We start from the raw sequence: 14394 nt of genomic DNA on the forward strand, positions 1-14394 counted from the left end.
ACCTAGGCTTCCGATCATGTACGACGAACTCTTCGGCACCCTTCCGGACGGCACCCCGGTCCACCGCTGGACGCTGGAGCGCTCCGGTGTACGGGTGCGGGTCCTGACGTACGGCGGGATCGTGCAGTCGGTCGAGGTGCCGGGTCGGGATCGGGCGGCCGTGGACGTGGTGCTGGGCTTCCCGGACCTGGCGGGGTATCTCGCGCATCCCCAGCCGTACTTCGGGGCGTTGGTCGGGCGGTACGCGAACCGGATCGCGGGCGGCCGCTTCCCGCTCGACGGTCGGACGTACCACCTGGCCCAGAACAACGGCACCAACTCCCTGCACGGCGGCGAGCACGGCTTCGACAAGCGCGTGTGGGACGCGCAGGCGGTCGAACACGGGGTTCGGCTGTCACGGGTCGCCCCACACGGCGAGGAGGGCTTCCCTGGGCGCCTGGAGGTCTCTGCGACGTACACGCTGGATGAGGGTGGCGCGCTGCGGATCGCGTACGGGGCGGTCACGGACGCGCCGACCGTGGTGAACCTGACGAACCACACGTACTGGAACCTGAGCGGAGGCGGCTCGGGGAGCGCGGGCGGACACGAACTCCGTATCGCCGCCTCGCGGTTGACTCCGGTGGACGGGGACCTCATCCCGACCGGCGAGTTCCTGGACGTGGCGGACACCCGCTTCGACTTCCGGGAGGCGCGGAAAGTGGGCGCCGGATACGACCACAACTTCATGCTCGACAAGGGGCCGACCGAGACGCCCGTCGAGGTCGCCGAGCTGCACGATCCGGCGTCCGGGCGCGTACTGACCGTGGCGACCACCGAGCCCGGTCTCCAGCTCTACACCGCCGACCATCTCGACGGCTCGGTGCCCTTCGCGCCCGGCGACGGCATCGCGCTGGAGACGCAGCACTTCCCGGACTCCCCGAACCGGCCGGGGTTCCCGAGCACCGAGCTGCGGCCGGGCGGGGTGTACGGGTCGGAGACCGTCTATGGCTTCGCGGTGCGGGACTAGCCGGCCCTGGTCAGGCCTGGTCGGGGATCCGGGCTCCCGCACCGGACACCCGTACGCGTGGATCGCCCGCCCTGAGCTCCACCGTCAGCAGGCCGGGGCGGCCCATGTCCGCACCCTGGTGGAGGGTGAGGACGGCCGCGTCCGGGACCAGGCCCAGCTCGCGCGCGTACGCACCGAAGGCGAGGGCCGCGGCCCCGGTGGCCGGGTCCTCGACCACGCCGCCCACCGGGAACGGGTCGCGGACGTGGAAGACGGAATCCGACTCCCGCCACACCAGTTGGACGGTGGTGAGGTCGAGCCGGTGCATCAGGGCTTCGAGCCGCACGAAGTCGTAGTCGAGGTCGGCGAGCCGGGAACGGGTGGCGGCCGTAAGTACGAGATGGCGGGCTCCCGCGAAGGCGATACGGGGCTCACTGGCCGGGTCCAGATCGGCGGCGGTCCAGCCGAGCGCGGCCAGTGCCTCCGCGACATCGGCCTCACCGGCTTCCTCGACCGCGGGCTCGACGCTGGTGAGCGTGGCCCGCAGCTGCCCGTCGACCCGGGCGACGGTCACCGGGACGATGCCGGCCCGGGTGGCGAACACCAGGTCGCCGGTGCCGGACGCGGAGATCTCGCCCGCCTCGGCGAGGGCGATGGCCGTGGCGACGGTGGCGTGACCGCAGAACGGCACCTCGGCCTTGGGGCTGAAGTACCGGATGCTGTAGGCGCGGCCGGGTCCGTCGGCGAGCTCCGGGGGCGGCGGCGTGATGAAGGCGGACTCGCTGTACCCCAGCTCGGCGGCGATCGCGAGCATCGCGGCTCCGTCCAGGGCGGCGGCGTCGAGGACCACTCCTGCGGGGTTGCCGCCGGCCGGGTCGGTGGAGAAGGCGGTGTAGCGCAAGACCTCGGGCGGCACGGATGGGGCGTCGCTGATCGTCATGCTCGCACCAACCCGAGGTCCCGACCGGCTATTCCTGCTGCCCTTCCGGTTCTGGTTCCGGCACACAGTCCGGTGCGGCCAGCAGCTCCACCGCCTCCGGAGGCAGGGAGCCGGGCGGCCAGGCCCGCAGGGTGCGCCGGGCCGCCCGGCGGTTGCGCGTGACCCGGTTCAGGAGCGCGGCGCGCAGTACGGGCCAGCCGTGGCCCGGATGGTGGGCGAGCGACTGGACGATCGGTTCGAGGACACGGTCGGCGATGCGGTCACGGCCCAGGCCGAGGTCGTCGCCGGGGCCGTTCGCCAGCTCCGCCAGCGGGAGGAGACGCTCGGCCGCGGCGAGGATCGGGGGCAGGTCCGCCGGGCGGGCGTCCCGCAGGAGGTGGTGCCAGGCATGGGCGTCGAGCGGCTCGTGCTCCAAGTGGTCCAGAATCTGGCGCACCGGCCGCAGCCCCCGCCTGCCCGCGACCCAGATACCCAGGCCGAAGTCGGGGCGGACCGGGTCCGAGAGGTGGGTGAGGACCAGCTCGTCCCAGCCGGGCAGGGCCAGCAACGCGGCGTATCTGCGGGCCAGTTCAGTGACGGCCGCCGGCTCCCAGTCGCCGTCCGGGGCATTGAGGCGTACGTACCGCTCGATGCTGAGCAGGGCCTCCAGCCGGGTGAGGGTGCGGGGTGCGGTCGCCGCGAGTTCGGCGTAGCGGCCGAGGGCGGAGACGGCGTCCGGGTACTCGCGAAGCCCGGTGGTGGGACCGCCCTCGCCGTTGGCCAGGGTGGCGAGGATGTCCCCGGCGCCTTCGAGGAGGGCTTCGTCGATACGGTCGGCGGGTTCCAGGAGTGCGTCGAGCAGGCCGCCGGTGCTGGCGGCGAGCGGGGCCAGGTACTCGTTCATGACGCCGTTGCGGAAGCCGTCGCGCAACAGCCAGCCCTTGATGGCCGGGTCCTGGGTGCCCTGGAGGCGCTCGACCGCGTGGATCCTGCCCCAGCCGGTGACGCTGCGGCCCAGGGCGTGCAGGGCCTGGTCGGGCTCGTCCAGGGTGCGGCGCAGCGCGACCGCGGCGTACAGCGTGAACTCGTCGAGTGAGCCGAGCAGCAGCAGGAGTTCGCGGTCGCGGGTGTCACCGGCCAGGCCGACCAGGACGATCCCGGTCTTCACGGCGGCCAGGTGGGTGCCGGTCTCGGCGAGCCACCGCCCGATCGCTCCGACGGGGCCGCGTCCGACCCCGCACTCCTTGAGCGCCGGACCGATGCGGTCGGCGGTGCACAACGCGTCGGCGCCGCCCCCGGCGAGCCAGTCGTGCAGTTCCTGGGCGGCGCCGAGATCGGTGTCGAGGCCGGTGGTGAGGTCGAGGCCGGGGGCGGAGGCGAGGTCCGCGATGCGGCGGGCGAGTCCTGCGACGGCGTCGCTGTCCTGACCGATCCCGAAGTGCTTGGCCCGGACGGAGTCGAGGACGACACTCGGCATGAGGGCCTGCTCGCCGCCTGGGGGCTCATCGGGATAGGGCCGCCCTTCGTCCGGCCAGGGACCGGTGCCGTACAGGGCGCCCAGGGCGAGCACATGGGCGAAGAAGGTGGGCCGCGCGTCGACGGCGGGGCCGGTCAACGGCCGGGGCGGAGGCCGCCCTTCCGTACAAGCTGAGGAGTCATGCCCCGATCCTGCCCCAGCCCCGTACCCCGGACAACCGCTTATCGCCCCGCCGCCCCCGGAGGGGCTGGTGGTTCCAGGACTCTGAGCTCTTTGTTCTTCCCGAGCCCCGGCCCGGTCTGTCAGGTTCCGGACCGGGACTGTTCAGGAGGGCGGCTCGTCCTGGGTCAGACGGTAATGCCCGACGCGACGCGACGGTCCGCGATCGAGCGTCCTGCCTGGATCTCGTACGAACCCTTCACAAATGCCCACGAGTTCGCCGTCTCGTCCCAGACCTCGAAGGCACGGCGCGGGACTTCGACGACGGCCACGACGCTCTCGCCGGGTCCCGCCTCCACCCCCGCGAAACCGGCGAGCCACCGGGCCGGGCGGCCGCTGTCCTGTTCGGTCGGCGCCAGATAGACCTGGACGACCTCACGCCCGGCGCGCTCGCCGGAGTTGCGGACGCGGATCGTGACGGTCCTGCCGTCGACCTCGATCGACTCGTACGTCCAGTCGGTGTAGCCGAGGCCGTGTCCGAAGGCGTACGAGGGGGTGGCACCGGCCTTGTCCCAGGCGCGGTAGCCGATGAACACGTCCTCGGTGTACGGGAGTTCACCGTCGACGGGAGCCACCCGGGTGACCGGGGCGTCGCTCAGTGAGCCCCAGGTGGTCGGCAGGCGGCCGCCCGGCTCGTGGGCGCCGGTGAGGACGTCGGCGAGGGCGGCGCCTGCCTCCTGGCCGGGGAACCAGCTCAGCAGGACGGCCGCGACCTCCTCGCGCCACGGAAGCTCCACCGGGGAGCCGGAGTTGACGATCACGACGGTGTTCGGGTTGGCGGCGGCGACGGCGTGCACCAGATCGTCCTGGCGGCCCGGAAGTTTGAGGTCCTTTCGGTCGAAGCCCTCGGACTCGACGCGCTCGGTGGTGGCGACCACGACGACGGCGGTGTCGGCGGCGCAGGCCAACTCGACCGCCTCGGCGATCAGTTCGTCGGCGTCGCGCTGCGGCTCCTGGTGGGCGAGCGTGAAGCCGATCACCTTCAGGTGGACGCCCTCGGGGAGGGTGACGACGTGGGTGAGGGAGACGTTCACCGGTTCGCCCGCGGTCAGTTCGACCTGGGCGCCGGGCATCGGAGCGCCGAAGAAGGTGACGAACGGGTCGCCCTTCTCGGCGCGCTGGACGTCGTCGAAGTACGTCCTGCCGTCGATGGTGAGTGTGAAGGCGCCAAGTCCCTTGATGCCGAAGGTGTGCGGGCCGCTGTCGCGCGGGGTGAAGGTACCCGTCAGCTCGACGGTGTGGAGGGCGGCGTGCGTGACGCCGGCGGGGAGGTCGTCGCCCATCCACTGGATCTGGCCGCTGGGCGCGGAGCCGCTGCCGATGACCTCGCCGGCCGCGTCGCGGCAGACGGCGCGCAGCTCGAACCCCTTGTCGGCGACGGCGAGTTCCTCGTTCGGGTCGGCTCCGACGGCGTACGTCAGGCTGCCCTCGGGGAGAGCCGCGGTGAGGCCGTCGAGGGGCGAGACGACATGGGAGGGGAAGACGGTGGCGGAGCCGCCGCCGAGGACGCGGGCGTCGCGGGCGGCGGCGCCGATGAGCGCGACGGTGCCGGGCCTGAGCGGGAGGGCTTGGCGTTCGTTGCGTCCTTCGCTGCGTACTTCGTTGCGAACTTCGTTGCCTGCTTCGCTGCGTACTTCGCTGCGAACTTCGCTGCGAACTTCGCTGCGAACTTCGTTCCGTACGAGCACGAAGGCGCGGCGGGCGATCTCGCGGGCCAGGGCTTCGCCGTCGATGGTGGCGGGCGGCTCGGTCACGACCGGTTCGGCGCCGTCCAGGATGCCCACGCGGGCGGCGAGGCGCAGCACGTTACGGACGGCCTCGTCGACCGTCGACTCCTCGATGCGGCCGGCTCGTACGGCCCGCGCGAGCGGCTCGCCGTACACGGTCCGCGGGCCGGGCATGGCGACGTCGAGGCCGCCCTCGATGTCGGCGGCCGTGGAGCGGGCGGCCATCCAGTCGGAGACGTTGAAGCCGTCGAAGCCCCACTCGCCGCGCAGGATCTCGTTCACGAGACGGCGGTGTTCGGTCATGGTCGTGCCGTTGACCGAGTTGTAGGCGGTCATGATGCCCCAGGGGCGGGCGTTTTGGACGATGGCCTCGAAGGGGGCCAAGTAGAGCTCGCGCAGGGCACGTTGGGAGACCCGGTTGTTCACTGTGAAGCGGTCGGTCTCGGCGTCGTTGGCGACGAAGTGCTTGACGGTGGTGGCGACGCCGCCGGACTGGACTCCGTTCACATAGCCCGAGCCGATCCGTCCGGTCAGGTACGGGTCCTCGCTGTACGCCTCGAAGTGGCGGCCGCCGAGCGGGGAGCGGTGCAGGTTGACCGTGGGCGCGAGCAGGACGTGGACGTGTCTGCGGCGGGCCTCCTGGGCGAGGAGCGCGCCGGCACGGTGGGCGAGGGCGGGATCCCAGGTGGCGGCGAGCGCGGTCGGGGACGGGAGGGCGATGGAGGGGTCGTCGGCAGTCCAGCGGACGCCTCGTACGCCGACCGGGCCGTCGGACATGACCAGGGACTTCAACCCGATCTCCGGGAGCGCGGGCAGCGACCACATGTCCTGCCCGGACAGCAGCCGCGCCTTGACGTCGAGGCCGAGCCTGCCGAGCGCCGCCTCGACGATGGCCTCGCGGGCCTGGTCCGTCGAGGTCCGGTCCAACGGAGTCCGGTCCAACGGAGTCCGGTCCGACGGGGTCCGGTCCGACGGGGTCTGCTCGGTCTCCGCCACGGCGACACCTCCACGTTGAAGTCCTGGTTGAAGTCCTGGTTGAAGCGCTTGTCGAAGACGGTCGAACTATTGATTGAAGCGCTTGGCGAGGTCCTTGGACATCTCCGTCTCCATCCTGCCTCGGCCGTCCGCGGGCCGGGATCTTCCTACGATGGCGTACGCCCCACCCGTCACGGGATACTTCCGCTGTCCGGCAGCACCCCACAGCGGCGGAAGGTCAGAACTCCCTTGAATCACATACGTACTCGGATCGGCGCACTCGGACTGACCCTGGTGGCGGGGCTGGCGGTGGCGCCCACCGCGTCCGCCGCCCCGTCGACCGCCGAGACCCCCACCGTGGAGGAGCTGCGGCTCGACAAGGCCGCGCCCCAGGAAATCCTGCGGCGTTCCGGATTCGACACCGTGGCCCCGGAGTTCGCACGGGCGCTGGAGAAGGCTAACTCGTACGCGCAGGCCGAGCGTGCCGCCGTACAGCAGGGTGCGCGGCTGTGGCAGCGGGCCGTGGACCGGGCGCAGGGCCGGGGTCCGGCGGGCGGGGACCTGAGCCGGGACGACGACCGGCCGCTGTACTGGGCCCGCCTCGGCATGACGCGTGAAGTGCGCGAGTGGGAGCCGGAGTTCGCGCTCACGGATGCCCAACGGGACAAGCTGCTGGGCAAGTTGGAGGTGTCCTCACGTGGTCAGGACGCCATCCGCTATCCCCAGGCCAAGGGCGTGAAGCGGATCCTGGTCACCGGCTTCGACCCGTTCACGCTGGACCGTGACATCCGGATCTCCAACCCGTCCGGAGCCAGCGCGCTCGCCCTGGACGGTACGACGATCCAGACCGCGGACGGTCCGGCGCGCATTGAGACAGCCATGTTCCCGGTCCGCTGGGAGGACTTCACCGACGGAATGGTCGAGCGGGCGTTGCGGTCCGCTCTGCCGAAGGTGGATCTGTTCACGACCGTCAGCCAGGGCCGCGTGGGCCGGTTCGACGTGGAGCGGACCAACGGGGCCTGGCGGGGCGGCTTCGGCGACAACCTCAACACCGGGGTCCCCGAGACCGTCCCGGTCACCGACCCGGCCTCACAGCCGCAGTGGACGTCAACGACCCTTCCGTACGCGGAGATCGTGGCCGCGAACACGGGCCGCTTCCCGGTGTACGACAACACGTCGGTGACCGAGATCCCGGCGGGCGGCACCACCGCGGTCGTACGTCCCACCGGCCCGACGCCGGGTTCGACGGCTCGCGCCGGGGGCGGCGGTGACTACCTCTCCAACGAGATCGCCTATCGCGCGACGCTGCTGCGCGACCGTCTCGGCCTGCACGACAGTCTGCCCGGCGGTCATGTGCACACGCCCGTGCTGCAGTTCGGCACGGGGAACACGGACCCGGCGACCGGGGTGATCACGGACGCGGCGTTCGTACAGAACCGGCTGGACATCATCGCTCAGGTGCGGGCGATTTTGACGGTGGCGGTGGAGGCGGCGTCCTGAGCGTGGTGGTGAACGCCGGCTCGTGACCGAGTCGGCGGGCGCCGCTCCTGACCAGGGCGGTGGGCGCCGGGGGTCAGCCCGTGGACGCCCGCTCCTGATCGTCCGCGCCGTTCCTGTCCAGGTCGCCGTCCGTCGTCGTCTCCTCGCCCAGCAGGTCGCGGGCCATCAGCGTGGCGCCCGCGACCGCGCCGGGCATCAGGAAGACGGCGACGAACGGGACCAGGAAGGAGACGGCGAGGGGGGTGCCGAAGCCCCAGACCAGGGTCTTGCGGGAGCGGAGGAGGGTGAGGCGGTGGCGGAGGTCGACGCGGCGGCGTTGCATCGCCACCGCGGTCAGCTCCTCCGTGAGGAAGAAGCCGGTGACGAAGAAGCCGATCACCGGGACGGCCGTCTGTCCGACGAACGGGATGAAGCCGAGGGCGAAGAGCAGGATGCCCCACAGGGCCGCCCGCACGACGATACGAAGGCTGTCGCGGGCCGAGATCCACAGCTCCCGCCACAGCGGCAGGCCCGACTCGGGGGCCGTGCCGTCCTTGGAGACGTCCCGGTCGACATTCTCCGAGAGGTTCTCGTAGAACGGCTGGCCGATGAGGAGGGTGACCGCGGTGAAGGTGACCACGGAGAGGAGGAGAGCGAGGGCGAACAGCACGACGGTCAGGAAGCCGCGGAAGAGGCCCTGCCAGGGGCTGCTCCAGTCGTCCGCGAACGGGGTGGCCCAGCCGATGAGGTCATCGCCGTACACCGCCAGGGCGACGAGCGCCCCCGCGTACAACACAAGTGTGATCAGCCCCGGAAGCAGCCCGAACCCGTACTGCTTCCCGTGCCTCCCCACCCACCGCTGGCCCTGCACCAAGTAGTTGAAGCCCACCCCGAAGTCACGCATGGGGGAACTTTAGCGTCGATCCTGCATGAGGGCCCGTCAGCCTGCTACCGGACCTATGTGGACTGTCTGGCGGGGGTTTTCGAGATCTGGACACCGCTAGGGATCGTCGCGCTCGCCCTGGACCTCAGCTTGGGAAGCTACGGCGCTTGGGCGGGGGCGGCTCGGCTGCGCGCGAAATCATCACGGCAGCCATCGAATCCCTGGGGTGAATGCCCGGCAAGTTCCGGCACGCTCTTCCTTGTGCCCGGGAGGGGAACACCCTCCCAGGCCAAGAAACGGCTGAAGTCGCGCGTCGAATTGGGACCGGGCTCGTGACCTCGACTGTCGCGCACCTGCCGAGTCAGCAGCCTGTCTCCCACCTGTGCGGTTGCCAGTGGGTTTGCGGACCAGCGCGGTGTTGGGTCGAAAGTGCGGGCACGTGTCGACGCCGTCTGGGAGGGCCTGGACGCGGGCTACCGGAGCGGCACTCGCGTGGAGAAGCCTCCGGTTGTGACCCGCTCGATCGCGCCGTGCGGTCGATGCGCTTCCCGGCCGGGCGGCCGGGTCAGCGCAGTCCGGCGAAGAGGTCGTTCTCGGGCATGGCCGCGCCGGTGGCGTCCTGGACACGTACGAAGGTCTCCATGCCCATCAACTCGCCGAAGCTCTCCTTGCCCATCTTGAGGAAGAAGATGTTCTCGCCCTGGCTGGCGTGCGCGGCCAGGGCGTCGAACTTTTGGCCGCTGAACGCGGTGGTGTCCACCCATGTGGTGATCTCGTCGTCGGGGAGGCCGATCTTGGCCATCGCGGCGGCCTCGGCGGGGTCCGGCTCCGGCATGTCCGGATGGAACTCGCGCATGATCTCGCCGAACCGCTGCATCGTCGAGCGGGGCATCGTGGTCCAGTACACCTTCGGTGTCAGCGCGGTCATCTCCAGCGCCGCCATCGTGATGCGGTGGGCCTGGATGTGGTCGGGGTGGCCGTAGAAGCCGTTCTCGTCGTAGGTGACGACCACATCGGGTCGGTAGTGCCGCATGAGTTCCGCGAGTCGGGCCGCGCCTGCTTCCACGGGGGTCTGCCAGAAGGATCCGGGGGCGTCGTTGCTCGGCCAGCCCATCATCCCGGAGTCGGCATAGTCCAGCATCTCCAGATCGCTGACCTTCAGGACGTCACAGCTCTCCTGAAGTTCTTGACGGCGCATCGAGGCGACGGCCGCAGGATCGTGGCCGGGATCGCCCGGCTTGACGCCCCCCGGTCCGTCACCGCAACCGCCGTCGGTACACGTCACGAGAACGGTGCGGATGCCTTCCGCCGCGTACTGCGCGAGGACCCCTCCGGTTCCCGTGGCTTCGTCGTCGGGGTGGGCGTGCACGGCCATGAGCGTCAAGGGCCGGTCAGTCATGAAGCAGTCCTCCTGCAGAAGTACGCAACGGTCCGGGTGCGCGGCGGGTGTGCCGCGATCCCGGGGGCCGGATCCTGGTGGGACGGACGACCTTGTGGTCTTCGTGTTCCCCCGCCGGTGCGGCGCCGGTCCCTTTGTCGATGCAACCGTGCCGGCCTGACCGGCTGTTCCCGGTGCGGCCGCTTGGCCTTCCAGGCGTCGGCGTTTGAACGCGAACGAGGTGCAGGCGCGACCTGCGTGTGTCCGTTCTCATCCATCGTGTCAGGGAGCCGTGTCGGCGATCTGCGCTCTGACAACTGCCTTGAGACAAGACGGGCGAGCGATCCGGCTGGGATCAATGGGCTTGGATGTCACGGGGTCGATGTCTCAATGGTCTTGTCAGCTGCGGTGAGCGCCGACCAGGCAAGTGACAGAACCACAGAGACCCCGCGCGGTGGATTCTCATCGATCTTGTCAGTTTTCCGAGCCAGCTCCGCCTCATCGGAAGGTGGCCTGGCCGCCGAACTGGCGCTCCAACGCGCACCGTGCGGCATGAGAGGAGGTCGTCCGGCGGTGTCCTGCCGAAGCGTGGTCCCTCTCGACACGTTAGGTGACGCCTACGGCTTGGCCCACGAGGTGATCGGCGATCCGGCCGGGGCTGCGGAGTCCGGCACCACCGCGTAGTCGGGCAGCTCGACGCCGTTGATCGCGCGCCCGACCAATTCGGTGAACCATTCGCCGGCGAAATCGGGGCGCGGCTCGGCGTCTGGCCCGGGGACGTCGCGGCTGCGGGCGTTCAACCGGCCGATCTCCTGGTTGGCCTCGACGAACGAGCGCATCCGCGCCTCGTAGCGGGCGAACCCGGCGTCGGGGTCCCATCCGGCAGCGGCCAGCTCTCCGGCCAGCACGTAGGCACCGACCAGTGCCAGCCCGGTGCCCTGCCCGGACATCGGCGACGAGCTGAACGCCGCGTCCCCGAGCAACCCCACCCGTCCACTCGACCAGCGGTCCATCACCACCTGGGCGACCTGGTCGAGGTAGAAGTCCGGAGTGTCGTCCAGGTGCGCGAGGATGTCCGGGGTCAACCAGCCCAGGCCCGCCATCCGCTCCCGCAGCAGGACCTTCTGGGCTGCGACGTCACGGTGGTCGACGTCGAAGTCAGCCGAGTCGAAGTAGAACATGGCCATCGCCCGGGTGGCGTCCTGGATGGGCCGCAGGAGGGCGGAGCGCCCGGACTCCTGATCCTGGTACTCCAGCAGCCAGCGGTCCAGCCCGAACTCGTTGGGCACACTGCAAAAGGCCAGCACGTGCCCGAGGTGGCGGAGGAACCGCTCATGCGGCCCGAAGACCATCGCTCGCAGCTCCGAGTGCAGCCCGTCTGCCCCGACCACCAGGTCGAAGCGCCGCCGGTTGCCGCCCGCGAAGACCACGTCGACCCCGTCCGCGTTCTGGGCGAGCCCGGCGATCCGGTCGCCGAAGACGTACTCGACGCCGTCGCGGGTGTCGTCGTAGAGCACCCGGGACAGATCCCCGCGCAGGATCTCGATGTCCGCGATGAACCCGTCGCCACCGTCGTCGTCGGCACGGAAGGTCTCCAGCACCTGCCCGTCCGCGTCCACGGTGTGCGCGCCGGCGGTGTCGGTGCACGCCGCGCGCACCGCCGCGTCCAACCCCATGCGCCCGATGACCTCCTTGGCGACCCCGCGCGCGTCCACCGCCTGCCCGCCGGGACGCAGCTCGGGAGCCCGCTCCACCACGGTCACCTCAGCCCCCTGTCGGCGCAGCCAGTGGGCCAGCGCGGGTCCCGCGATGCTCGCCCCCGCCACCAAAACCCTGGGACCGCTCACCCGCGTCCCCTGCCCGCCCGTCCGGATCGCGTGCCCCGGGTCGGAGTCGTCGACGCTCATCACAGCCTCCATCTGCTTCCTCCCGCGCTGGAACGTCCCCAGCACAGGCCCACCGTTGTGGGTGTATCCAGCCGTATCGACCACGGATCCGCACAAGACTCATCGGTCACGGCAGACATTGATGAGAAACGCCAACTCCGATGAGACTCACATCAACCCAGACTGGCCTAAACCAGGCGAACCAGCCTGTCAGCTAGCCGCCGCCCAAGAATTCGCCAGATCTGCGCGCAACACAGTGAGACGCTGAAAGGACCAGTGAGAACGGACAGCGTGTCTCAGCGCCGCGTCGGATCCGACTTCCATTCGGCACCAGCGGTGAGATTCCGACACGAAATTTGAGACCCCCAGGTGCTGACGCTCACGCCCGGGCGAAGTCGACGAACCGCGAATAGTGGCCCTGGAAGGCGACAGCGACCGTCGCGGTTGGCCCGTTGCGGTGCTTGGCGACGATCAGGTCGCCCCGACTCCCCGTCCGGGGCGGATGTACGCCCCCAACAGGCGCTGAGGCGGCGGTGATCACACCGGTACCACCGCCCACCACCACGTTCTCAGTCGCAGGCGACACCGCAGCCGACACGGCCCGCCGCCGAGCGGGCCAAGCGTCCGCCTCGGCGGCCGTGTCGAGCCCTCGTGCACCGGGGCGGCGGTAGTGGACGCGGCCTTCGATCTGGACCGGATTACTCAACTGACCTACTGCGGCCTGCTCGTGAGCCTCGGTTTCCGTAGGGATCGGTAAATGTCGAAGCTCGCGGCCAGGAACACGGCACCGGCGGCTAGGGCCCACAGGATGGTGCTTCCTGAGATGTACAGGCGCACGCCCTGAACCAGCAGGAAAGTCGATGCGGCCAGGCCTATGTAGGGCATCGCTCTGTCCAGCGGGCCGCCGTCGTCGAACGGATTCTTCAAAGGTGTCCCCCTCCGGAGGCCGGCGCCGCACCTCGCGGGACCGGCCTGAGTGTCGTACAGGTCGGCGCTCACGCGTCCGGCGTCGTCAGCCACGTGCCGATGCCCGCCATCGCGCCGGGGCCGTAGTCGGAGCCGACGCTCTGGACGAGGTCGGCGATCGAGACGGCGCGCAAGGACGCTCGCCAGGCCGCGTCCGCTCCGTTCATGGCGCGGGTGATCGCGCAGGGTACGGTGCACGACTCGGGCGGGGTGGCCAGGGGACCCCGCTGGCGGATTTCCGTGCAGTTGAAGGCCGGGCCGGGACCGTCGACCGCTTCGACGACGTCGAGGACCGTGATGGAGTCCGGTTCCCGGGTGAGTACGTAACCGCCCGACTTGCCCTGCACCGAGCGGATCAGCCCGGCGCGGGAGAGGGACTGCAACTGCTTGGCCAGATAGCTCGCCGAGACGTCGTGCAGTTCCGCCAGGCGGGTCGCGGGGACGGGCTCGTCGACCGATGTGAGCACGACGCAGCAGTGCAGGGCCCACTCGACTCCGCCGGACATCTTCACTCGATCACTCTAACCAGACCCACTTGACTCGGACAGCATGAGTCCGAGTATATTCTCGGATAGAAGGTGTCCGGGTTCGGTCGACGTGCGGAGCCCGCATGGGGACCATGCGCCAGGTTTACGGACATACCATCCCAGCGAAAGGCATGTCATGAAGTTCGCGGTCATCGGCGGTACCGGGCTGATCGGGTCGCAGGTCGTCAGGAATCTGAACGCCGCCGGGCATGAGGCGGTACCGCACTCGCAGTCCACCGGAGCCGACGTCATCACCGGCCAGGGCCTGGACGAGGCGGCCGCAGGGGCGGACGTCATCGTCAACCTGACGAACTCCCCGACCTTCGACGAAGCCTCCCTGGCCTTCTTCCGGGCCTCGATGGACAACCTGCTGGCCGCGGGACAGAAGGGCGGCGTCCGGCACTTCGTCATCCTCTCGATCGTCGGCGTGGACCAGGTCCCCGAGCTGGACTACTACCGGGCGAAGGCGCTCCAGGAGGAGATCCTCGCGGCCGGACCGATCCCCTACTCGATCGTCCGCGCCACACAGTTCATGGAGTTCGTCGACGCGGTGCTGTCGTGGACCACCGACGGCGACACCGTCCGGCTGCCCGCCACACCGATCCAGCCGATCGCCGCCAAGGACGTGGCCGCCGCGGTGGCGGAGGTCGCCGCGGGCGCCCCGCTGGGAGGCATCCACAACATCGCCGGCCCCGAGATATTCACCCTGGACGAGCTGGGCCGGATCACCCTGTCCCACAAGCCCGACGGCCGCACCGTGGTCACCGACCCCACCGCCGGCATGTTCGCCGTCGTGAAGGGTGACGTCCTCACCGACAAGGACGCCCACCTCGCCACCACCCGCTACACCGACTGGCTCTCCTGAACCGCTCGCACCCACCCGCGACACCGACCGGCTCTACTCGAACCGCGCGCACCCACGCGCGACACCGGCCGGCTCTACTCGAACCGCTCACGCCCACGCGCGACACCG

Annotated in this window: 10 protein-coding genes and 1 pseudogene; 3 read left to right on the forward strand and 8 right to left on the reverse strand. The window is 70.3% G+C overall.

Annotated features, from left to right (window positions below):
* Positions 1-16 precede the first annotated feature (16 nt).
* Positions 17-1006, forward strand: a complete 990-nt coding sequence (locus tag ACIPC1_RS02835) for an aldose epimerase family protein (protein ID WP_402512685.1) — start codon at positions 17-19, stop codon at positions 1004-1006.
* 10 nt (positions 1007-1016) lie between these two features.
* Here the strand turns inward: ACIPC1_RS02835 and ACIPC1_RS02840 are convergent, their stop codons facing one another.
* The 3 genes from ACIPC1_RS02840 to ACIPC1_RS02850 form a co-directional block, all read right to left on the reverse strand.
* Complete coding sequence (locus ACIPC1_RS02840; RefSeq protein WP_402512687.1) at positions 1017-1925, reverse strand: PhzF family phenazine biosynthesis isomerase; 909 nt, start codon at positions 1923-1925, stop codon at positions 1017-1019.
* 28 nt (positions 1926-1953) lie between these two features.
* Positions 1954-3519 (reverse strand): hypothetical protein, encoded by a 1566-nt coding sequence (locus ACIPC1_RS02845; RefSeq protein WP_402512689.1) that lies wholly within the window; start codon positions 3517-3519, stop codon positions 1954-1956.
* A 209-nt stretch (positions 3520-3728) separates the two neighbouring features.
* A complete protein-coding gene (locus tag ACIPC1_RS02850; RefSeq protein WP_402513374.1) occupies positions 3729-6269 on the reverse strand; it encodes a glycoside hydrolase family 3 protein in 2541 nt (846 codons plus the stop codon).
* 282 nt (positions 6270-6551) lie between these two features.
* Between ACIPC1_RS02850 and ACIPC1_RS02855 the strand changes: the two genes are divergently transcribed.
* A complete protein-coding gene (locus ACIPC1_RS02855; RefSeq protein ID WP_402512691.1) occupies positions 6552-7802 on the forward strand; it encodes a pyroglutamyl peptidase in 1251 nt (416 codons plus the stop codon).
* 73 nt (positions 7803-7875) lie between these two features.
* Here the strand turns inward: ACIPC1_RS02855 and ACIPC1_RS02860 are convergent, their stop codons facing one another.
* The 5 genes and pseudogenes from ACIPC1_RS02860 to ACIPC1_RS02880 all read right to left on the reverse strand — a co-directional run bounded on the left by ACIPC1_RS02860 (position 7876) and on the right by ACIPC1_RS02880 (position 13400).
* Positions 7876-8685 (reverse strand): EI24 domain-containing protein, encoded by an 810-nt coding sequence (locus ACIPC1_RS02860; protein WP_402512693.1) that lies wholly within the window; start codon positions 8683-8685, stop codon positions 7876-7878.
* Positions 8686-9229: 544 nt separating this feature from the next.
* Complete coding sequence (locus ACIPC1_RS02865; protein ID WP_402512694.1) at positions 9230-10063, reverse strand: PIG-L family deacetylase; 834 nt, start codon at positions 10061-10063, stop codon at positions 9230-9232.
* 596 nt (positions 10064-10659) lie between these two features.
* Positions 10660-11949 carry an FAD-dependent monooxygenase gene (locus tag ACIPC1_RS02870; RefSeq protein WP_402512695.1) on the reverse strand — a complete coding sequence of 430 codons (1290 nt, stop codon included), beginning with the start codon at positions 11947-11949 and terminating at the stop codon, positions 10660-10662.
* A gap of 358 nt (positions 11950-12307) precedes the next feature.
* Positions 12308-12427: pseudogene (locus ACIPC1_RS02875) on the reverse strand (DnaB-like helicase C-terminal domain-containing protein); the annotation flags it as partial.
* A gap of 496 nt (positions 12428-12923) precedes the next feature.
* The gene (locus tag ACIPC1_RS02880) at positions 12924-13400 is read right to left on the reverse strand and encodes an RrF2 family transcriptional regulator (RefSeq protein ID WP_402513376.1); all 477 of its coding nucleotides are present in this window, start codon (positions 13398-13400) and stop codon (positions 12924-12926) included.
* Positions 13401-13557: 157 nt separating this feature from the next.
* Here ACIPC1_RS02880 and ACIPC1_RS02885 point away from each other — a divergent pair, with 157 nt between their 5' ends.
* A complete protein-coding gene (locus ACIPC1_RS02885; RefSeq protein WP_402512697.1) occupies positions 13558-14286 on the forward strand; it encodes an SDR family oxidoreductase in 729 nt (242 codons plus the stop codon).
* Positions 14287-14394: the final 108 nt, after the last annotated feature.

Source organism: Streptomyces sp. NPDC087263 (assembly GCF_044744645.1).
Lineage (GTDB): Bacteria > Actinomycetota > Actinomycetes > Streptomycetales > Streptomycetaceae > Streptomyces.